Source organism: Sphingosinithalassobacter sp. LHW66-3 (assembly GCF_050703275.1).
Classification (GTDB): Bacteria; Pseudomonadota; Alphaproteobacteria; order Sphingomonadales; family Sphingomonadaceae; genus Sphingomonas.
This window is the reverse complement of the sequence record NZ_CP193482.1, coordinates 1,769,588-1,788,793: the sequence shown is the minus strand read 5'-3', so window position 1 is coordinate 1,788,793 and position 19,206 is coordinate 1,769,588. Positions and strand designations below refer to the sequence as shown.

Below are 19,206 nucleotides of genomic sequence, written 5' to 3'. Positions count from 1 at the left end.
CCAGTGAGCGAGCCGCATCTGCCCGAGCGCCTCGCCCGCGCGATCACCCTCGCAGGGCCGATTCCCCTGTCGCAATATATGGGCGCCGCGAACGCGCATTATTACGCAACTCGCGATCCGCTGGGCGAACGCGGCGATTTCACGACCGCGCCCGAAGTAAGCCAGATGTTCGGTGAACTGATCGGCCTGTGGCTTGCTGATCTGTGGGACCGCGCCGGCCGCCCGCCCGCGCGCTACGTCGAGCTGGGACCTGGCCGGGGCACGCTTGCGCAGGATGCGCTGCGGGCGATGGCAAAGGCAGGGCTGGCGCCGCCGGTGCATTTCATCGAGACCAGCCCGACGCTGCGGGCCGCGCAGGCCGAGCGGGTCCCGGACGCCGAATGGCACGTCGATCTCGTCGGCGTGCCCGACGACGGTGCGTTGCTGGTGGTGGCGAACGAATTCTTCGATGCGCTGCCGATCCGCCAGCTCGTCAAGACTGCGGAAGGCTGGCGCGAGCGTCTGGTCGCCTGCCAGGACACGCTGTTCCTGCCGGTGGTCGGCGATCGCAGCTTCGACAGCATCATCCCGCCCGAGCTGCGCGATGCGCCCTATGGCTCGATCCTCGAAACCTCGCCGGCCAGCGTGGCGCTGATGCGACAGCTCGCCAAGCGGCTGACCGCACAGGGCGGCGCCGTGCTGATCGCCGACTATGGCTATTCCGGGCCGGCAGTGGGGGACACGTTCCAGGCGGTTCGCGGTCACCGCTTCGCCAACCCGTTCGAGGATCCGGGCGAGCAGGATCTCACTGCGCATGTGGACTTTGCCACGCTCGCCGAAGCGGCACGAGCGGAGGAACTGATCGCCCATGGCCCGGTCGAGCAGGGGCCGTTTCTGGAAGCGCTCGGAATCGGCCCGCGTGCCGAGGCGCTGGTCCGCAGCGCGCCGGCGCGTGCGGAGGAAGTCGCCGAGGCGCGTTCCCGACTGACCGAGGCGGAGCAGATGGGCAGCCTGTTCAAGATGCTCGGGCTCACTGCGCCTGGTTGGCCCGAACCAGCGGGATTCGCGTGATCGCCTATCGCGACGCGGCACCTGCGGACGGTCCGGCGCTCGCCGGCATGGCGAAGCGCGCCTTCACCGACACTTTCGGTAGCCTGTATCGCGCGTCCGATCTGGCTGCGTTTCTTGATTCCACCTTCGGCGACGAAGGGCTGCCCTCGCACCTCTCCGATCGGCGCTATGCCGTGCGGCTGGCGCGCGACGCGGAAGCAATCGTCGGCTTTGCGAAGCTGGGGCCGGTCGCGTTTCCCGGCGGTTGGGGCGCGGACGTGATCGAGCTGCACCAGCTCTACGTCCTTGGCCCGTGGCAGGGCGAGGGCGTGGCGCCGGTGCTGATGGACTGGGCGCTCGCGAAAGCGCGCGCGGAAGGCTATCGCCGGATGGTGCTCAGCGTCTTCGTCGACAACATCCGTGCTCAGCGCTTCTATGCACGCTACGGCTTCACCGAGGTGGGCCGCTACGAATTCCGGGTCGGTGAACAGATCGACGACGATCGCATCTGGAGTCTCGATCTATGAGCGGCGTCGAGGTGATCCGCGCGGCGGCGCTGGACGGAGTGGCGCACGGATTCCTCGGCCGCCGGGGCGGGGTCTCCAGCGGCGTCCACGCGGGGCTCAACGTCGGCCCCGGCTCGGACGATGCGCCCGAGGCAGTCGCCGAGAACCGCCGCCGCGCGACCGAGGCAGTATCGCCGGGCGCCGCGCTGGTGACGCTCTACCAGGTCCATTCGCCCGATGCGGTCGCCGTGGTCGAGCCGTTCGCGGATCGGCTGCGCCCGCACGCCGATGCGCTCGTGACGAATCGGCCCGGCTTGGCGCTCGGCATCCTCACTGCGGACTGCGCGCCGGTGCTGTTCGCCGATCGTGAGGCCGAGGTGGTCGGCGCCGCCCATGCCGGCTGGAAGGGGGCGATCGGCGGCGTTACCGATGCGACACTGTCGCTCATGGAGTCGCTGGGCGCCCGGCGCGAGCGGATCATTGCGGCGGTGGGGCCATGCATCGCGCGCGCCAGCTATGAAGTCGACGCCGGGTTCTTCCGCCGATTTGTCGAGGAGAGCCCGGAGAACGAACGCTTCTTCGTCGATGGCCGCGCCGGGCGCCATCAGTTCGACCTCGAAGCCTATGTGGTCCACCGGCTTGCCGCGGCGGGTGTTCGCACCATCGAGGCACTGGGGCTCGACACCTATGCCGATCCGGAGCGGTTCTACAGCTATCGCCGGGCCACGCACCGCGGCGAGCCCGACTATGGGCGTCAGATCAGCATCATCGCGCTCTCCGGCGCCTGAGCGCCCGTCGCTTCGGAACGCAATCTGTCGCGGCGCGCTTGTCCCGCGACAGGGAGGCCGGTTTGGATCCGCAAACGCAGCAACAGGCGGTCACGCTCGGCACGCAACTCGGCGTCGCCGGGCTCTCGGTGCTGCTGATGACGATGGTGCATGGTTTGGGGCTGTTGCTGGTGATGCGACTGTTCAACCTCGCGCCCGAGAATCTGGCGGAGCGCGAGGTGAACTCGCGCTCGATGCTGCGGCTCGGCGCACTCGGCGTCGCGCTGTTCGCGCTGCACCTGATCGAGATCGGGATGTTCGCCGTCTTCTATCGCGTGATCGGCGCGCTCGAGACGGCGGAGGAAGCGCTGTATTTCTCGGCCTCCGCCTATGCCACGCTCGGCCGTCCCGAAGAAGGCTTCCCGCATGAGTGGCGCCTGATGATCGCCGTGGAGGCCGTCATCGGCTTCGTGCTCATCTCGTGGTCGGCGGCGTTCATCGTGAGCGCGATCAACAGCCTGCGCCAGGAGAAGTCGGAATAGTTGCAGATGATACCTTCTGTCGGCGGCGACGCCCGCCTATAGGCCAGCCCAGAGAGGAGATCGCATGAAGGACGAAACCGAAGCCGACATGACCGGCATCACCCCGCGGCGCCGGCCGAAGCCCGATATCGAGGAAATCGGCGGCCGCAAGCTCAAGCCCTCGACCCTGATGATGGGCCATGGTTTTGATCCGGCGCTGTCCGAAGGATCGCTGAAGCAGCCGATCTTCGCGACCTCAACCTTCGTGTTTCCCAGCGCCGCCGCCGGCAAGCGCCATTTCGAAGGGATCACCGGCAAGCGGCCCGGCGGCGCCGAAGGGCTCGTCTATTCGCGCTTCAACGGCCCCAACCAGGAGATCCTCGAGGATCGACTGGCTGTGTGGGAAGAAGCCGAAGAGGCGCTTGCCTTCTCGTCGGGCATGTCGGCGATCGCGACGCTGTTCCTCGCCGCATGCAATCCTGGCGACACGATCATCCATTCGGGCCCGCTCTATGCGGCGACGGAAACGCTGATCGGCCGCATTCTCGGCAAATTCGGTGTGAAGTTCATCGACTTTCCTGCCGATGCGAGCCCCGAGGAGATCGAGCAGGTGCTGCGCCGGGCCGGCGACAGCCGCGTGGCGCTGATCTATCTCGAGAGCCCTGCGAACCCGACCAACATGCTGGTCGATGTGGAAGCGGTCGCTGCCGCGCGCGACAAGGTCTTCGCCGATCACGAGGAGAAGCCTCCGGTCGCGATCGACAACACCTTTCTCGGCCCGCTGTGGCAAAGGCCGCTGCATCACGGCGCCGATATCGTGGTGTACAGCCTCACCAAATATGCGGGCGGCCATTCCGATCTGGTGGCGGGCGGCGTGCTCGGCACCAAGAAGGCGCTCGATCCGATCCGCGCGATGCGCAACACGATCGGCACCATCTGCGACCCGAACACTGCCTGGATGCTCTGCCGCAGCCTCGAAACGCTCGAACTGCGCATGAGCCGCGCGGGCGAGAATGCGGCCAAGGTGTGCGAATTCCTGCGCGACCATCCCAAGGTCGAGCGGGTCGGGTATCTTGGATTCCTGAAGGACGATGCGCAGGCGGACATCTATCAGCGGCACTGCACCGGCGCGGGGTCGACTTTCTCGCTGTACCTGAAGGGCGGCGAGGCGGAGGCGTTCAAGTTCCTCGATTCACTCCGAATCGCCAAGCTTGCCGTGAGTCTGGGCGGTACCGAGACGCTGGCGAGCCATCCTGCGGCGATGACGCATCTGTCAGTGCCGGAAGACCGCAAGGCGGCGCTGGGCATCACCGACAATCTGGTGCGCATCTCGGTCGGAGTCGAGGACGCCGACGATCTGATCGCCGATTTCGCCGCGGCGCTCGAAGCGATCTGAACGGTTCGGATAGATCACGGGCTTCGTCCGTTGGTTGAGCGTAAGCAAAACCAATGGAGGAAGCCCATGAGCAACCATGACATTTCTGTTCTGAACGATCTCATCAAAACGACGCTCGACAGTCGCAAAGGCTATCTCGACGCGTGCGAGGATGCGTCCGCGCGCTTCGCGGACACTTTCGCGGGACTGGCGCGCGAGCGCAGCGAGATCGCGAGCAGGCTTCAGGGTGAAGTCCGGCGCCAGGGCGGAGACCCGGCGGACGACAGCGGCGTGATCGGCGCTGCGCACCGCGGCTTCATGGATCTGAAGAACGCCGTCACCGGCACCGACGACACGGCGGTCGTAAAGGAAGTCGAGCGCGGTGAGGACCACATCAAGGCCAAGTTCGAAAAGGCGCTGAAGGACGGCGAGCTGACTGTCGACGCGCGCCGGGTGATCGAGGAATGCTATACTTCGGTGAAGGCTGCGCATGATCGGATGTCGGCGCTCAAGCATTCGATGACCTGAGCATCGGTTTCGGTCCTCGCGGATCGGATTTGCGGCCGGCGACGGCGCTCCGGAAGGGGCGGCGGCGCCGGCTGCGCGCGTAGGGCGCGGGCAGGGCGCTGGCGGTAACTCCCCTCCTGATCTATCCATCGGCGAGTGTGCTGCCGCGAAGGCGCCGACGCTGGCCTGCGAGTGGAAATGCCTGCGCCGTGTCGAGGAGAGCCGAAACACGATGTCCCATGTGCTGATCCTCGCGTTGCTGCTTGGGCTGTCGGGAGGCTGCCGAACCTTCACGCCGCTCGCCACGGTTGCAGTCGCAGCCTTGCTCGAGTTGCTGCATCTTGGCGACACGCCGCTGGCCTGGCTGGCCAGCCCCTGGGCGGCGGTTCCGCTGCTGTTGCTGGCTCTGGCCGAACTGCTGGGGGACAAGCATCCGCGCACGCCGAGCCGCCGGCGCCCGGGTGCGGTGATCGCGCGAATCGCGAGCGGGGGCTTCAGCGGCGGCGCGCTCGCCGCTGCCGCTGCGCTGTCGCTCCCGATCGGAGTCATGCTGGGGGCGGCCGGGGCGCTGATCGGCACCTATGGCGGCTTCTTCTGCCGCGGCAGACTGGCCGAAGCGTTCGGCCGCGACATGCCCGCCGCGCTGGCCGAGGACTGGTTCGCCGTGGCGCTTGCGATCGCTGCGGTGGCGCTCGTCTAGCGGTTCAGCCGTCGCCGACGCGCTCGATATCGGCGCCCACGCCCTGCAGCTTCTCCTCCAGCCGCTCGTATCCGCGATCGAGATGATAGACGCGGTTCACCTGCGTCTCGCCGTCGGCGGCGAGCCCGGCGAGAATGAGGCTCATCGATGCGCGCAGATCGGTCGCCATCACCGGTGCGCCGACCAGACGGTCGACACCGCGCACCACCGCCGCATGGCCGCGCACCTGAATGTCGGCGCCCATTCGCGCGAGCTCGGGAACGTGCATGTAGCGATTTTCGAAGATCGTCTCGGTCAGCACGCTGGCACCGTTCGCGCGCGTCAGCATCGCCATGAACTGCGCCTGCATGTCGGTTGCGAAGCCGGGGTAGGGCGCCGTTGAGAGCGTCAGCGGCGCGATGCCGTTCGACGCTTCGATATAGACGGAACGGGGCCGCTCCTCGACGGTGATTCCCGCTTCCGAAAGTGCCGCCAGAGTCGCGCGCATGTCGTTCGCGCGCGCGCCGAACAGCTCGAGCGCGCCATGGGTGATCGCGGCGGCGCAGGCGTAGCTGCCGGCCTCGATCCGATCCGGCATCACTTGGTAGGTGGCGCCATGCAACCTGTCCCGGCCCTCGATCGTCAGCGTCTCGGTTCCGACGCCGTCAATCACGGCACCCATCGCCGTCAGCAGGTTGCACAGGTCGACGATCTCGGGTTCACGCGCGGCATTCTCGATCACGGTCGTTCCCTGCGCCGTGACGGCCGCCATCACTGCATTCTCGGTCGCGCCGACCGAGACGACGGGGAAGCTGACCCGGCCGCCCTTCAGCCGTCCGCCCGGAGCGGTGGCCTTCACATATCCGGCGGCGATCTCGATTTCGGCGCCCATCGAATCGAGCGCCTTCAGATGCAGGTCGATCGGGCGATTTCCGATCGCGCAGCCGCCCGGCAGCGAGACGGTGGCTTCGCCCATTCGGCCGAGAAGCGGACCCAGCACCAGGATCGAGGCGCGCATCTTGCGCACGATGTCATAGGGGGCGACGGTCGAGGTGAGTCGCGCGGCGCGCATCGTCATCACTCGGCCGAAGTCGGTGGGATGCGCGCCCTCGACCATCGTCGAGACGCCGAGCTGGTTAAGCAAATGTCCGAAGCTGTCGACGTCCGCCAGCCGTGGCAGGTTGCGTAGCGTGAGCGGTTCGTCGGTCAGCAGCGCGCACGGCATCAGCGTGAGCGCGGCGTTCTTTGCCCCGGAAATTGCGATGCGGCCGGACAGGCGGTTGCCGCCGCGGATCAGGATGCGGTCCATTTCGGGGCTTCTAATGAGTCGCGACGCCGGTGCAAGGGTGGCGATCGCCACAGCTTGATCGATTTTAATGCGCTGATTCCAGACGCCTGCTTTGCACTTGGAATGGGGGGAAAGAACACCGTGTCCGCGAGTTGCTTCGCAGATGTTCTCAGCGAGCTGATCGCGCTCACTTCGCGGGAACGCCAGGCGCTTGATGCGCTTGAGGAACGCCAGCGGCACGTGCGCCGCGGCGCCGTGCTGCAGCGCGAGAACGAATCGGGCGGCGAGCTGTTCGTGCTCCGCCAGGGGCTGATGATGAGCTACGTCATCCTGGACGACGGAAGCCGCCAGATTCTGCGCTTCCTGTTTCCAGGCGACATGCTCGGCGTGTCGGCCATGATCTATCGCGAGGCGCCTGAAACGCTGTGCGCGCTTTCGGATTGCGTTGTCTGCCCGTTCGACCGGTCTGCGCTTTCCGACATTTTCAGCAGCCACCCCCGGCTTGCCGCGATGATCCTGGTCTATTGTCAGATCGAGCGCGTGGCTCTGACCGATCGGCTGGCGGCGCTGGGGCGCACCTCGGCAAAGGCGCGGGTGGCCGCGCTGCTGCTCGAATTGCGCAACCGCCTTCGTGCGACCGACAAGGAAATGACGAACGTCTTTCCGCTGGGGCTGACGCAGGAAGAAGTCGGCGACGCGACCGGGCTGACAGCGGTGCACGTCAACCGAATGCTCCGCCAGCTCGAGGAGGAGGGATTGATCGCGCGCGATTCCGGGCGCGTGACCTTGCTCGACGAGCGTGCGCTCGCACGCGCGGCGAATTATGTGAACCGGTACACGGGCCTGGATCTCAGCTGGCTGCCGGCGCCGGGCTGAGCGGCCCGTTCAGGCCTTCTCGAGCGTGCACTGGAGCGGGTGCTGGTTCTGCCGCGCAAACTCGATCACCTGCGCCACCTTGGTTTCCGCGACTTCATAGCTGAAGACGCCGCACACGCCGACGCCGCGCTGATGGACATGCAGCATCACGCGAGTCGCGTCTTCCATGCTCATGCGGAAGAAGCGCTGGAGCACGAGAACGACGAACTCCATCGGCGTGTAGTCGTCGTTCAGCATCAGCACGCGATAGGGCGTCGGCTTCTTCGTCCGGGTGCGCGTCCGCGTCGCGACACCGACGGAGGATTCGTTTCCCTCGTCGCGGTCGCCATCCTCGGCCATCAGGTTCGGGTGAATGCGGTCCACTGCCATCACCATGAAAATATTGCACCGACCTCCGGAGGGCAAGGCTGCCGGAGCGGAATCGGCGAATTGTCGCGCTTCTGCGATCAAGGGCAACGAAAAAGGGCGGCCGCATCGGGTGCGGCCGCCCTTCGATTTCGTGTGCGATAACCGCTCAGGCGGCGGTCTTCACCTTCTCGGCGGCGACCGCGAAGCGGTTCGAAAGCGGCTGGGTGGCGTCGCCGGCCAGCTTCAGCATCGCTTCGGTGTTTTTTGAGGCTTCGGCGACATAGCTGTCGAACGATTTGCGGACGAAATCGCTCTGAAGCTTGAAGAGCTCGGCAGGCGACTTGACCGTGGCCATCTGCTTCAGTGCAGCAGTGGCCTCTTCGAACGACTTGCGGCCGTATTCGGCGGCTTCCTGGCCAAGCGACTCGAAACCCTTGGCAGTGATGCGGCTCGATTCGACGACCGCTTCGAGATTGCCCTTGGCAAGATCGTTCATCTCTTCGACCATCTTCGTCGACTTTTCGACGGCGGCCTTGGTGCGCTCGTTCATGTCGACGAACATCGCCTGGGCGCGGTTCACGTTGGTCTCGACGGTGGTATCCATGGTCTCGGCTTCCTTCTTGGCGGACGCCTCCACCACCAGTGCGGCGGCGACGGCTTCTGTGGCTACGGCTTTCGCCGGTGCTTCGGCCGCCGGTTCGACGGCCGCTTCGACGTTCTTCGGTTCCTGCGGCACTGCTACCGGGGCCGCGGCCGGCTCTTCGCGCTTTGGCGGAACCGCAGTCTCCGCCATCGGCGCTGGCACGGCTTTCTTCTCGGCCTCGGATGCAGCAACCTTCGCCTTCGGCGCGACCTTGCGCGGGCGCGACGCGGGCTTCGGAGCGACTGCAGGCGCCTTTGCCCCGCCGGTCTTCGGTCCCTTGCTGGCCATAACGGCCTCCCTCGTGCTGTTGCTGCAGTGCAGCATGTAGCGCGCCGCCAAGGCGGTTGCAAGTCTTATTGTGCAATGCAGCGAAGTACTCGCTGGGTGTTCGGCCGATCTTATCGCGCGCGGACATAGTCTCCGGGAGCATCGGCGAGAGACTTGAGCTTGCCGCGTCCGGGAACACGGGCGCCCTTGGCCGGTACTTTCACCGAATCGAGCGAGTTGAGCCAGTCCGCCCAATCGGGCCACCAGCTTCCCTTGGTCTCCTTCGCTCCGACGATGAAGTCGGCGAGGCTGTCGGCTCCAGCATCGTTGGTCCAATACTGATATTTGCCCGCCGCCGGAGGATTGACGACCCCGGCGATGTGTCCTGATCCGGCGAGAACGAACTTGAGCGGCCCCTGAAAATGATGCGTGATTTTCCACACGCTGTGCGCTGGTGCGATGTGATCCTCACGTCCGGCCTGAACATAGGTGGGCGTAGTCACGCGCCGCAGATCGACCGGCGTTCCGCCGACCGTGATCGATCCGGGGACTGCCAGCCGGTTGTCGCGATAGAGGTCGGTCAGATAGCTGAGGTGCCACTTCGCCGGCAGGTTGGTGACGTCCGAATTCCAGTGCAGCAGATCGAAGGGCACATAGTCCTGCCCCATGAGATAGTTGCTGGTGACGTAGTTCCAGATCAGATCGCGGCCGCGGAGCAGGTTGAACGTCGCCGCCATGTAGCGGCCGTCGAGGAACCCGTCGCTCGCCAAGCTGCGGATCAGCTGGAGCTGGTCGTCGTCCACGAACAGGTGCAGGTCGCCGGCCTCGCTGAAATCCACCTGCGCCGTGAAGAATGTCGCGCTCTTCACCTTGTCGGCTTCGCCGCGGGCGGCGAGCACAGCGAGCGTCGCCGCGAGCGTCGTACCCGCGACGCAATATCCGATCGCATGAATGCTATCGACCTTCAGCAGGTCGCGGACGGTGTCGATTGCGTCGATCTGGCCGCGCTCGATGTAATCGTCCCACATGACATCCTTCATCGAAGCATCCGCCGAGCGCCAGGAAACGACGAACACGGTGAGACCTCGCTCGACCGCCCAGCGGATGAAGCTCTTCTCAGGGTTGAGATCGAGGATGTAGAAGCGATTGATCCAGGGCGGGAAGATGAGGACTGGCGTGCGATATACTTCATCCGTGGTCGGCGTGTACTGGATCAGTTCGTAGAGCGGGGTGCGCTTCACGACCTTGCCGGGCGTCGTCGCGAGATTCCGCCCGACCTCGAACGCGTCAGGCGCAGTCTGGGTGAGCTGGCCCTTGGTCACGTCGTTCAGCATGTGCTGCAGACCGCGCAACAGATTCTCGCCCCGAGTCTCGATCGTCTTTTCGATCACCAGCGGATTGGTGGCCGGGAAATTGGAAGGGCTCATCGCATCGACGAATCCGCGCGCGGCGAATCGGATCTGCTCGCGCTGCTTTTCGTCGATGTTCTCCATCGCATCGACGCCCTTCAGAAGATGGTCGGCGATCGTGAAATAGCTTTGGCGCAGAAAATCGAAGACCGGCTGTTCGCGCCACTGCGGCGCCTTGAAACGCTTGTCCTTCGCCTGTTCGGGCGTCTCTTCGAAGGGTTCGGCGTGATCGGGATCGAGAAAGCGTTGCCAGAGCTGCATCGTATCCGCCCAGAAGCCGGCGGTAGCACGCACCGCCGCGGTGGGATCGATCATCGGGCCGAAGGGAGGCGCGGCAGGAAGGCGCTCGGCTAGATCGAACCCGTGTTCGAGCATCAACTGCTGCGCGCGCCCCAGCACCCAGGTCCAGTGCTGCAGATCTTCCAGAGAGGGCAGGTGCGGCGGTTGGGACGAGCCGACTTCGGCCATGGCGCTTCTCTCTCCTCGGGTGCGGTGCATTTAACACCGTCTTACCGTCGCCTCGACAGTGGGAATCCCGTAGCCCTTGTGCGCCAGGACGGCAGCGAAAAAACATGCCGCCACAGGATTTTCGGGCGCTTCCGAATGCCCTAGAGTGGCGCACGATCGTTACACGAAAGCCTCGTCACGGGAAATGGAATGTCCGAAGAATTCTACCGCATCAAGCGCCTGCCGCCCTATGTCATCGCCGAAGTCAATGCGATGCGGGCAGCGGCGCGGGCCGGCGGCGAGGACATCATCGATCTGGGCATGGGCAATCCCGATCTGCCGCCGCCCGACCATGTGATCGAGAAATTGTGCGAAGTCGCGCGTAAACCTGACGCGCACGGCTATTCTCAGTCGAAGGGTATTCCGGGGCTGCGGCGGGCGCAGGCCAACTATTATGCGCGCCGCTTCGGCGTCGATCTCGATCCGGAGACCGAAGTGGTGGTAACCATGGGGTCGAAGGAGGGGCTGGCCAGCCTGGCCACGGCGATCACCGCGCCCGGCGACGTCGTCCTGGCGCCCAATCCGAGTTATCCGATCCACACCTTCGGTTTCATCATCGCAGGCGCCACCATCCGCGCGGTGCCGACCACGCCGGACGACCACTATTTCGAAAGTCTCGAGCGCGCGATGTACTTCACCGTGCCGCGCCCAAGCGTGCTGGTGGTGAATTATCCGTCGAACCCCACAGCCGAGACGGTCGATCTCGCCTTCTACGAGCGGCTCGTCGCCTGGGCGCGCGAGAACGAGGTGTGGATCCTTTCAGATCTCGCCTATTCGGAGCTCTATTACGACGGCAAGCCGACGCCCTCGATCCTGCAGGTGAAGGGCGCCAAGGACGTGGCGATCGAGTTCACCTCGCTCAGCAAGACCTATTCGATGGCCGGATGGCGAATGGGGTTCGCGGTCGGCAACCGGCGGCTGATCGCCGCGATGACGCGAGTGAAGAGCTATCTCGATTACGGCGCCTTCACGCCGGTGCAGGCCGCCGCCTGCGCCGCGCTCAACGGGCCGCAGGACATCGTCGAGAAGAACCGGCAGCTCTATCACAAGCGCCGCGACGTGATGGTCGAGAGCTTCGCGAGATCCGGCTGGGAGATTCCCGCTCCCGCCGCATCGATGTTCGCCTGGGCGCCGCTGCCCCCCGCGCTCGCACATCTCGGCAGCCTGGAGTTTTCCAAGCAACTGCTCACCCATGCCAAGGTCGCGGTGGCTCCGGGGGTCGGCTATGGCGAGAATGGCGAGGGCTATGTGCGCATTGCGATGGTCGAAAACGAGCAGCGGCTGCGCCAGGCGGCGCGCAACGTGAAGCGCTATCTCCAGTCGATGGGTGTGAATGCCCCGGGCGCGCAATCGGGATAGGAGCGCGGGCGGACCCGGCGGATCACGACGCGGCGATCGACGTGCGTCGCCTCTCGCCGCTTCGCTGAACGCGGCTTGCCATGGCGGCGCTGCGCCGCCATGCAGCCTTGCGATGAAACGTCCCGGCTTCGCCTTCGCCACGCGCTTTCGCGTTCGTTACTCCGAAATCGACGGGCAGAAGATCGTCTTCAACTCGCGCTATCTCGAATATGCCGATGTCGCGATCACCGACTATTGGGAGCGCGCCGAGATGGATATGCTGCCCGGCTGGCGCGGGCTGGAGTTCAACATCGTCCGTGCGCTGGTGGAGTATAAGCGACCGTTCCGCCTTGGTGACACGGTTGAAGCATTCGCCCGCACGGCGCGGGTCGGCACCTCCAGCCTGACCACCGAAATCCATCTCTGCCACGCGCACACGGGCGAGCTGCACGCGACGATCGAGCTGGTCAACGTCAACGTCGACCTGAACTCCCGCCGCGCCGTCCCGCTGCCGACCGGCGTGCGCGAGCGGCTGGCCGCGGTGGACGCAGGCTGACGATCACTCGGCCGCCTCAGCCGCCTCCGCGGGGGAAACGTCCTCGGGCAACGACCAGATCAGATCGCCCCGGCCGAGCGCCCGTCCGTCGTGACTCAGCACCTGGACAGGCCGGATCGGCTTGCGATCGCGCGCATCGACCAGAACCGGGCTCGCGGTGACTCCCGTTTCCCAGCGCTCGCCCCATTGGCGCAGCGCGACCATCGTCGGGAGCAGGGCATAGCCCTTCTCGGTGAGGCAATATTCGATCTTGCGCCGATCCTCGGGGCAGGGGCGGCGTTCGAGGATGCCGTGCGCGACGAGGCGGCCGAGCCGGTTCGCCAGGATGTTGCGTGCGATGCCGAGCTCGGACTGGAATTCCTCGAAATGGTGCAGTCCGTTGAACGATCCGCGCAGGATGAGGAACGACCAGCGCTCGCCCATTGCCTCCAGCGCTGCCGGAAGGCTGCACGCAGTGGCCAGTTCGCGCAGCGATTCTCGCAGCCCTTCACCCATGTTGTCACCTTATCGCAATTTTTCCGCGCGCGGAACGGCATAACATCTTGCATTGCAGCAAAAGTTTTTCCATGCAACTGGTATTGACCTGCTGCTTACCCAAAGGTAAGTAGCGAACTGCAACCTTATTGCAATGGTTTCACCCTGGAGAACCTCGATGAAGTCTGTCATTTCCGTCGCGGCGGCTGTTGCAGCCTCGCTCGCAATGCTGCCCGCAGTTGCTTCCGCGCAGTCGGCGAACGGCTATTACAGCGCAACGCCCGTTTCCGCACCTGCGAATGACAGCCTGGTCACGCGCAACGTCATCTGGCGCTGCGGCGGCGGCACCTGCGTCGCGGCGAAGGGCACTGCGCGCGACGCGATCATGTGCCAGCTTCTGGCCCGCGAAGTCGGCGTGCTGACCGAGTTCAAGGTCGAAGGCGAGGCGTTCGACGCCGAGGCGCTGGAGCGTTGCAACGCACGCGCCCGCTCGTAAGTATTTCTGTTGCAATGCCGCAGCGCCCGGCCCCATCTAGGTCGGATGCTGCGGCAATATGAACTTGTAGAACGGGTCAAGAGCTATGACCCGGGCGCCGACGAGGCGCTGCTCAACCGTGCCTATGTCTTCTCGATGCATGCGCATGGCAGCCAGAAGCGCGCTTCCGGCGATCCCTATTTCAGCCACCCGATCGAAGTCGCAGGCATTCTGACCGACCTGCATCTCGACGACGAGACGATCGCGACCGCGATCCTTCACGACACGATCGAGGACACGGTCGCCACGCCCGACGAGATCCTCGCCAAATTCGGCCCGTCCGTCGCGCGGATGGTCGACGGCGTCACCAAGCTGTCGAAGATCGAAGCGCAGACCGAAAGCGAACGCGCCGCCGAAAACCTCCGCAAGTTCCTGCTCGCGATGTCGGACGATATCCGCGTCCTGCTGGTGAAGCTTGCCGATCGGCTGCACAACATGCGCACGCTCCACCACATTGCGAAGGAGGACAAGCGCAAGCGCATCGCCCGCGAGACGATGGACATCTATGCGCCGCTCGCCGAGCGGATCGGCATGTATGAGTTCATGAAGGAGATGCAGAGCCTCGCCTTCCGCGAACTCGAGCCCGAGGCGTATGAATCGATCACTCGCCGACTGGAAGCGTTGCGCGACGAAGGCGGCGAGGACCGCGTCGAGAAGATCGGGAAGACGCTCACCCAATTGCTCGAACGCAACGGGATCGATGCCGAGGTATCGGGGCGGGAAAAGGCGCCCTATTCGATCTGGCGGAAGATGTCCGAGCGGCACGTCAGTCTCGAACAGCTTTCGGATATCACCGCCTTTCGGGCGATCGTCGGGACCGAGGAGGAGTGCTACCGCGCGCTTGGCGTGATTCACCGCAAGTGGCCGATGGTGCCTGGCCGGTTCAAGGATTACATCTCCATACCCAAGCGGAATGGGTATCGCTCGCTGCACACCAGCGTCTTCTATGCCGAGAACGTCCGCGTCGAAGTGCAGATCCGCACCCGTGAGATGCATGCCCAGGCCGAATACGGTCTCGCTGCGCACTGGGCCTACAAGCAGGTTGCCGTGCGCCCCGAGACCCAGGTCCGCTGGATTCGCGATCTCATCGAAATCCTGGAACATGCCGAGAGCCCGGAGGAGCTTCTCGAGCACACCCGGATGGCGATGTATCAGGATCGCATCTTCGCCTTCAGCCCCAAGGGCGAGCTGATCCAGTTGCCCAAGGGCGCCACGCCGATCGACTTCGCCTATGCGGTCCATACCGATCTGGGGGATCAGGCGGTGGGGGCCAAGGTGAACGGCCGCGTCGTTCCGCTGCGCACCGAGATCGCCCAGGGCGATCAGGTGCAGATCCTGCGGTCCAAGGCGCAGACTCCGCAGGAGAATTGGCTCAACTTCGCGATTACCGGAAAGGCGCGCGCGGCGATCCGGCGCCACCTGCGCCACAAGGAGCGCGAGGAGATCGAGGCGCTGGGCCGCAAGCTGTACGACGAGATCGTCGAGCGGCTGCCCGCGCCGGTGGGAAGCGATGGGCTGCTGGATGCGCTCAAGCGGCTCAAGCTGCCCGACGAGGCGGCGCTGATGGAGGCGATCGCGCGGCAGAAGGTCACCGACAGCGAGGTGATGGAAGCGCTGATGCCCGGCTCGGCTAGCGATGCGGATGCGGCGTCGCCACCGCAACGCCAGGCGATTTCGATCAAGGGCCTGACCCCGGGGGTGGCCTATGATCTCGCCGAATGCTGCCGGCCCGTGCCGGGAGACCGGATCGTCGGCGTCCGTCGCCCCGGCGCGGGCATCGAGGTCCACGGCATCGCGTGCGCCGCGCTGGCCGATGGGGCGGAAGAGGACTGGATCGATCTGGCCTGGGGCGACAAGGCCTCCGGCGGCACCGCGCGGATCAGCGTGACGCTGAAGAACGAGCCGGGCGCCCTTGCCGCGGTCGCGTCGATCATCGCCGCGCACAAGGCGAACATCCTGAACCTGCGCCTCGACAATCGGGACACGACCTTTCACACCAACACGATCGATCTCGACGTGCGTGACGCCAAGCATCTGATGCGGCTGCTCGCGGCGCTGCGCGCAGCGGAGGCGGTGAGTTCGGCCGAACGGGTATAGCCGGATCGGGGCGAGCCGGGCGAGGCGCTCGCGAGAGTCGCCTCGCCGGTCTGTCAGATTTGCTGCGTTGCCTGATCCATCAGCGCCTTGGCCTGGGCAATCGCTACCGCTTCGCTGAGACTGCCCGCATGGAGCGCGTCGGCGATCTCCAGCAGGCGCACGCTGGCGGCGCTGCCCGTCTCGGCGACTTCCATCACACGGATTCCGTTCTTTTCCTCCGCGATCCGCTCCCACTCGTCGCGCACGGCGGCCCACATGCCCTTGGTCGATTCCCAATAGGCGTCGGCGGCGGCGACATCATAGCCATCGAAGCGGCTATAGGTGTTGAGGACATATTCCTGCACGACCGGCTCGAGCTTCGCATCGAACCAGCCCATCTTCATATTGTCCTGCCAGTGGATCCAGCCGGCAGGCGTCAGCTGGTGCCGGTTGATGCCATAATAGCGATCATAGACGGGGCTGCGGACAGCATCCCGACGCGCGAGCGGGCGCCAGGTAGGGTTCGATTGCCACGTCGGAATGCCTGCGACAGTCTTCCATGCGGCGATCCCGGCATAGCGCGGGCTATCATCGACCTGCCACACCGTCTGTGCCCAACGGCCGCGCCGTTCCGCTTCGGATACGTCGCGGTACTGCCAGGTGTCGGTGTCGCTGTAGACCAGCATGCGCGCGGGTTCATATTCCCAGTCCTGCCGCCAGTGCTTGATGATGTGGGTCTGGCCTTCATGCTCGATCACCAGCAGATGCTGCAGGACGATGCGCTCGCCGCTATCCTCGATCACGCGAACGACTTCGTGGCCGCCCGAGATCTTCGGGTCGATCGGTTCATAGTCGGCCCGCCACGGCGTTGCTTCGCGCATGTCGAAGCGGACGCGATAATTGCCGGCCATGGCCAGGATGGCGGCACGCGCCTCATCGAACGAGACCGGCTGCGTCTCCTCCTGCGTGGTCTGTGCGGCGGCCGGAGCGGCTTGGGCGGCGGCCCCGAAGTTCGGAAGCGCAGTCAGTGCGACAAGCGCCGCCGCCGATGTCCAGTTGCGAAGGTTCATTCCAAAATCCCCCAGCTGCAATTCAGAAGCGATAGCTGATCGACACACTGCCGTTTCGGCCGGGCCGTGTATAGGCGTCGGTGACGGGCGAGCTCTCGGCGAGCCCGCGAACGTCGCTCCACGTTGCGTATTTCACGTCGGTGAGGTTGAAGATGCCGCCACGCAGCGTGACGGCGCCGCCGAGACGGACGAAGGCCGTCATGTCCAGCACTGTATAACTGTCGGGCCGGTAGCAGGGGCCGCTGCACAGTCCGCTCGTCGCCTCGAGTTCCTTGCGCGCGGCATGGACCGCAGTGAGATCGACTCCGAAGCGGCCGCCCGGATCGCGCCAGCCGCCGCCGATCACCAGCTGCAGCGGATCGACGCTCGAAAGCGGGTTGCGCGAACCCGATGGGTCGATCACCTCGCCATCGGCATAGGCGATCGCGACCCGACCCGAGAAGCCGCTGTCCGTCCAGCCCTCAAAGCGTCCTTCCAGACCTTCCACTTCGGCGCGATCGAGGTTCACGAACTGGAAGACCGCGGGATCCATCGGCGTGAAGCTGCCGCCCACCACTTCCTGCGAGATGAAGTCGCGGTAATCGGCATGGAAGGCAGTGACGCCGAAGCGGATGTTGCTGCCTTCGAGACGCAGCCCGGCTTCGAAGCTCTCGCTGGTCTCCGGCCGCAGGTCGGGGTTGGGCGCGGACGTGTAGCCGAAGGCGAGATTCTCGAAGAACTGGTTGACCTGGCCGGGCTCGGGCGCCTTGAATCCCTGGGCATAGTTCCCGAACAGCCGCACGCCGCCGCCCAGATACAGGACCGCGCCGATCTTGGGCGAAAGGCGCGAACCATCCTGCGCGGCACCTGCGAAGGCCGGCAGCAGCGGATCGTCCTGCGGATCGAGGCTGTACCAGTCGAACCGCAGCGCCGGATAGAGCGTGAGCGGGCCGACCGTGACTTCGTCGGCCAGGTAGATGCCGGCCAGCGTATAATCGGTTTCGGGGAAGGCGCGGGTGGGAAAAGTCTCGCCCGCGGGCGGCACCGTTCCGTCGCGCAATCCCTCCTGATGCGTCACGCTCACGTCGCCGCCGAGCACGATCCTGTGCGCGATGCTGCCGGTGGCGAACCCGGCGCCGATCTCCCCCGAAGCGCCGACGACGCGATTCTCGAACGTGTTCAGCCGTTCGCGGTCGGCGGCGGGCGTCCGGTCCTCGTCGGTGAACTGGCGGTCCTCCGAATCCTGCCAATAGACGCCAAGCCGCGCTTGATCGATCGTGCCGCTGCCCTGCCAGTGCCAGTCGAGCCCGATGCGCGCCCGTTCACCCGTGTCGCGCGCGGTGAGCAGGTCGACCGTCCCGCCGAGTCCGGGTCCCACGCCGGTCAGCACGTCGGTGTTGAGATAGGTGTCGAGATATTCCGCCGTAACGCGGAAGCGATGGCCGCCGCCGGGGGAATAGACGACACGGCCGAGAACAGCGTTCGAATGGCCGTCCTGCGGGTTGGGCTCGGTGCGTGCCGAGCCTGTGCCGCCCACCTCGCCCTGGTTCTCGAGCTCCTGGAAGTCGCGCCGGGTGTAGGCCAGCATCGCCGACCAGGCGCCGCTGCGGCCCGCGACGATTCCGGTCTCCGAGAATTCCTCGTCGGCGGAGTGATAGCCCGCCCGGAGCAGACCGCCGATCGAGCTGCCGTTTTCGAGGAAGTCTTCGGGATCGCTGGTGATGAAGCTGACCACGCCCGAAAGGCCGTCGCTGCCATAGAGCGCCGACGCAGGCCCACGCAGGATCTCGACCGACTTGATGAGCCCGAGGTCGACATAGTCGCCGCGCCCGACGCTCTGCGCGCCAAAGGCGAAGCCGTCGGGAACGCGCACGCCGTCCACTTGGATCAGCACGCGGTTTCCGCCGATGCCGCGGATCGTGAAGCCCTCATTTCCCGCGCGTCCGGTGGATCCCAGCGCAGCGCCGAAGCGCGCGGGCTGGCGCTGGACGCTGACGCCGGGCTCATAGCGGACGAGCTCCTGAATGTCGGTGATGAGCTGATCGGCGATCTGCTCGTCGTCGATCACGGTGACCGTTGCAGGGGCCTCCTGCGTGTCGACCGGCTGGCGCGTGGCCGTCACGGTGATCGTCTGCTTCTCCGGATCGCGCTGCTCGGTGTCCGGGTCGGGCATCGCGACTGCGGGCGCCGTTACCGCGAGTGCGACGAGGCTGGTGCCGGCGGCGCAGGCGAATCGGAACAGGCTCATTGAATTCTCCCTAACTTTGCTATTGAGTATGATTCTCATTAGCGTAGCTAAGCCGAGTTGGAGAGCGCGTCAATCGCGGCGGGGGCAGGGGCAGCAGCAGCAGCGGTGATGGCGGGGGTGTACAAGGCATGGCCGTGACAGCGGCTGCGGCACTCTAAGCAGCGGGCGCGCGGTTTCGCGCACCGGAGCGAGGCCGGCGGCGCTTTCG

At 65.6% G+C, this 19,206-nt stretch carries 19 protein-coding genes; 12 read left to right on the top strand and 7 right to left on the bottom strand.

Annotated elements, in window-relative coordinates; genetic code table 11:
- Positions 1–3 precede the first annotated feature (3 nt).
- From ACQ450_RS08725 to ACQ450_RS08695, 7 genes are all read left to right on the top strand, one after another.
- Positions 4–1,050, top strand: a complete 1,047-nt coding sequence (locus ACQ450_RS08725) for a class I SAM-dependent methyltransferase (RefSeq protein WP_431468974.1) — start codon at positions 4–6, stop codon at positions 1,048–1,050.
- On the top strand, positions 1,023–1,556 hold the full coding sequence (locus ACQ450_RS08720; RefSeq protein ID WP_431468973.1) for an N-acetyltransferase family protein: 534 nt from the start codon (positions 1,023–1,025) through the stop codon (positions 1,554–1,556). The genes ACQ450_RS08725 and ACQ450_RS08720 overlap by 28 nt, the downstream gene beginning before the upstream one ends.
- Positions 1,553–2,323, top strand: coding sequence for a peptidoglycan editing factor PgeF (pgeF, locus tag ACQ450_RS08715; protein WP_431468972.1), 771 nt, complete (start codon positions 1,553–1,555; stop codon positions 2,321–2,323). Before ACQ450_RS08720 ends, pgeF begins: the two co-directional genes overlap by 4 nt.
- A gap of 62 nt (positions 2,324–2,385) precedes the next feature.
- Positions 2,386–2,844, top strand: coding sequence for a hypothetical protein (locus ACQ450_RS08710; RefSeq protein ID WP_431468971.1), 459 nt, complete (start codon positions 2,386–2,388; stop codon positions 2,842–2,844).
- A 64-nt stretch (positions 2,845–2,908) separates the two neighbouring features.
- Complete coding sequence (locus tag ACQ450_RS08705) at positions 2,909–4,219, top strand: cystathionine gamma-synthase family protein (protein WP_431468970.1); 1,311 nt, start codon at positions 2,909–2,911, stop codon at positions 4,217–4,219.
- 66 nt (positions 4,220–4,285) lie between these two features.
- Positions 4,286–4,726, top strand: a complete 441-nt coding sequence (locus ACQ450_RS08700) for a PA2169 family four-helix-bundle protein (RefSeq protein ID WP_431468969.1) — start codon at positions 4,286–4,288, stop codon at positions 4,724–4,726.
- Between the two features lie 211 nt (positions 4,727–4,937).
- Positions 4,938–5,405, top strand: coding sequence for a DUF4126 family protein (locus tag ACQ450_RS08695; protein WP_431468968.1), 468 nt, complete (start codon positions 4,938–4,940; stop codon positions 5,403–5,405).
- Positions 5,406–5,409: 4 nt separating this feature from the next.
- Here ACQ450_RS08695 and murA read toward each other — a convergent pair whose 3' ends face one another.
- On the bottom strand, positions 5,410–6,693 hold the full coding sequence (murA, locus tag ACQ450_RS08690) for a UDP-N-acetylglucosamine 1-carboxyvinyltransferase (protein ID WP_431468967.1): 1,284 nt from the start codon (positions 6,691–6,693) through the stop codon (positions 5,410–5,412).
- Between the two features lie 102 nt (positions 6,694–6,795).
- Here murA and ACQ450_RS08685 point away from each other — a divergent pair, with 102 nt between their 5' ends.
- Positions 6,796–7,548 (top strand): Crp/Fnr family transcriptional regulator, encoded by a 753-nt coding sequence (locus ACQ450_RS08685; protein ID WP_431468966.1) that lies wholly within the window; start codon positions 6,796–6,798, stop codon positions 7,546–7,548.
- Between the two features lie 9 nt (positions 7,549–7,557).
- Here ACQ450_RS08685 and clpS read toward each other — a convergent pair whose 3' ends face one another.
- From clpS to ACQ450_RS08670, 3 genes are all read right to left on the bottom strand, one after another.
- Entirely contained in the window at positions 7,558–7,887 is a 330-nt protein-coding gene (gene clpS, locus ACQ450_RS08680; RefSeq protein ID WP_431471192.1) for an ATP-dependent Clp protease adapter ClpS, read from the bottom strand.
- Between the two features lie 175 nt (positions 7,888–8,062).
- Positions 8,063–8,827: a TIGR01841 family phasin gene (phaP, locus tag ACQ450_RS08675; protein WP_431468965.1), complete on the bottom strand. Its 765-nt coding sequence runs from the start codon at positions 8,825–8,827 to the stop codon at positions 8,063–8,065.
- Positions 8,828–8,937: 110 nt separating this feature from the next.
- Positions 8,938–10,683 carry a PHA/PHB synthase family protein gene (locus ACQ450_RS08670; protein WP_431468964.1) on the bottom strand — a complete coding sequence of 582 codons (1,746 nt, stop codon included), beginning with the start codon at positions 10,681–10,683 and terminating at the stop codon, positions 8,938–8,940.
- A 189-nt stretch (positions 10,684–10,872) separates the two neighbouring features.
- On the opposite strand from ACQ450_RS08670, the gene ACQ450_RS08665 reads away from it, so the two are divergent.
- Both ACQ450_RS08665 and ACQ450_RS08660 read left to right on the top strand, forming a co-directional pair.
- On the top strand, positions 10,873–12,081 hold the full coding sequence (locus tag ACQ450_RS08665) for an LL-diaminopimelate aminotransferase (RefSeq protein ID WP_431468963.1): 1,209 nt from the start codon (positions 10,873–10,875) through the stop codon (positions 12,079–12,081).
- Positions 12,082–12,193: 112 nt separating this feature from the next.
- Positions 12,194–12,616, top strand: coding sequence for an acyl-CoA thioesterase (locus ACQ450_RS08660; protein WP_431468962.1), 423 nt, complete (start codon positions 12,194–12,196; stop codon positions 12,614–12,616).
- A gap of 3 nt (positions 12,617–12,619) precedes the next feature.
- On the opposite strand, the gene ACQ450_RS08655 is transcribed toward ACQ450_RS08660, so the two are convergent.
- Positions 12,620–13,111, bottom strand: a complete 492-nt coding sequence (locus ACQ450_RS08655; RefSeq protein ID WP_431468961.1) for a winged helix-turn-helix transcriptional regulator — start codon at positions 13,109–13,111, stop codon at positions 12,620–12,622.
- A 157-nt stretch (positions 13,112–13,268) separates the two neighbouring features.
- Between ACQ450_RS08655 and ACQ450_RS08650 the strand changes: the two genes are divergently transcribed.
- Together ACQ450_RS08650 and ACQ450_RS08645 are read left to right on the top strand one after the other, a co-directional pair.
- Positions 13,269–13,586 (top strand): CC_3452 family protein, encoded by a 318-nt coding sequence (locus ACQ450_RS08650; protein WP_431468960.1) that lies wholly within the window; start codon positions 13,269–13,271, stop codon positions 13,584–13,586.
- 45 nt (positions 13,587–13,631) lie between these two features.
- Positions 13,632–15,722, top strand: a complete 2,091-nt coding sequence (locus tag ACQ450_RS08645; protein WP_431468959.1) for a RelA/SpoT family protein — start codon at positions 13,632–13,634, stop codon at positions 15,720–15,722.
- Between the two features lie 53 nt (positions 15,723–15,775).
- On the opposite strand, the gene ACQ450_RS08640 is transcribed toward ACQ450_RS08645, so the two are convergent.
- Positions 15,776–16,771 carry a DUF6607 family protein gene (locus ACQ450_RS08640; protein ID WP_431468958.1) on the bottom strand — a complete coding sequence of 332 codons (996 nt, stop codon included), beginning with the start codon at positions 16,769–16,771 and terminating at the stop codon, positions 15,776–15,778.
- A gap of 22 nt (positions 16,772–16,793) precedes the next feature.
- Positions 16,794–18,998 (bottom strand): TonB-dependent hemoglobin/transferrin/lactoferrin family receptor, encoded by a 2,205-nt coding sequence (locus ACQ450_RS08635; protein ID WP_431468957.1) that lies wholly within the window; start codon positions 18,996–18,998, stop codon positions 16,794–16,796.
- Positions 18,999–19,206: the final 208 nt, after the last annotated feature.

What these genes read in the sequence shown, in the direction of transcription:
- pgeF (WP_431468972.1), top strand. Translation starts at nt 1,553, where the DNA reads ATGAGCGGCGTCGAGGTGATCCGCGCGGCGGCGCTGGACGGAGTGGCG.
- ACQ450_RS08705 (WP_431468970.1), top strand. Translation starts at nt 2,909, where the DNA reads ATGAAGGACGAAACCGAAGCCGACATGACCGGCATCACCCCGCGGCGC.
- ACQ450_RS08700 (WP_431468969.1), top strand. Translation starts at nt 4,286, where the DNA reads ATGAGCAACCATGACATTTCTGTTCTGAACGATCTCATCAAAACGACG.
- ACQ450_RS08695 (WP_431468968.1), top strand. Translation starts at nt 4,938, where the DNA reads ATGTCCCATGTGCTGATCCTCGCGTTGCTGCTTGGGCTGTCGGGAGGC.
- murA (WP_431468967.1), bottom strand. Translation starts at nt 6,693, where the DNA reads ATGGACCGCATCCTGATCCGCGGCGGCAACCGCCTGTCCGGCCGCATC.
- ACQ450_RS08685 (WP_431468966.1), top strand. Translation starts at nt 6,796, where the DNA reads ATGGGGGGAAAGAACACCGTGTCCGCGAGTTGCTTCGCAGATGTTCTC.
- clpS (WP_431471192.1), bottom strand. Translation starts at nt 7,887, where the DNA reads ATGGCCGAGGATGGCGACCGCGACGAGGGAAACGAATCCTCCGTCGGT.
- phaP (WP_431468965.1), bottom strand. Translation starts at nt 8,827, where the DNA reads ATGGCCAGCAAGGGACCGAAGACCGGCGGGGCAAAGGCGCCTGCAGTC.
- ACQ450_RS08670 (WP_431468964.1), bottom strand. Translation starts at nt 10,683, where the DNA reads ATGGCCGAAGTCGGCTCGTCCCAACCGCCGCACCTGCCCTCTCTGGAA.
- ACQ450_RS08665 (WP_431468963.1), top strand. Translation starts at nt 10,873, where the DNA reads ATGTCCGAAGAATTCTACCGCATCAAGCGCCTGCCGCCCTATGTCATC.
- ACQ450_RS08660 (WP_431468962.1), top strand. Translation starts at nt 12,194, where the DNA reads ATGAAACGTCCCGGCTTCGCCTTCGCCACGCGCTTTCGCGTTCGTTAC.
- ACQ450_RS08655 (WP_431468961.1), bottom strand. Translation starts at nt 13,111, where the DNA reads ATGGGTGAAGGGCTGCGAGAATCGCTGCGCGAACTGGCCACTGCGTGC.
- ACQ450_RS08650 (WP_431468960.1), top strand. Translation starts at nt 13,269, where the DNA reads ATGAAGTCTGTCATTTCCGTCGCGGCGGCTGTTGCAGCCTCGCTCGCA.
- ACQ450_RS08645 (WP_431468959.1), top strand. Translation starts at nt 13,632, where the DNA reads ATGCTGCGGCAATATGAACTTGTAGAACGGGTCAAGAGCTATGACCCG.
- ACQ450_RS08640 (WP_431468958.1), bottom strand. Translation starts at nt 16,771, where the DNA reads ATGAACCTTCGCAACTGGACATCGGCGGCGGCGCTTGTCGCACTGACT.
- ACQ450_RS08635 (WP_431468957.1), bottom strand. Translation starts at nt 18,998, where the DNA reads ATGAGCCTGTTCCGATTCGCCTGCGCCGCCGGCACCAGCCTCGTCGCA.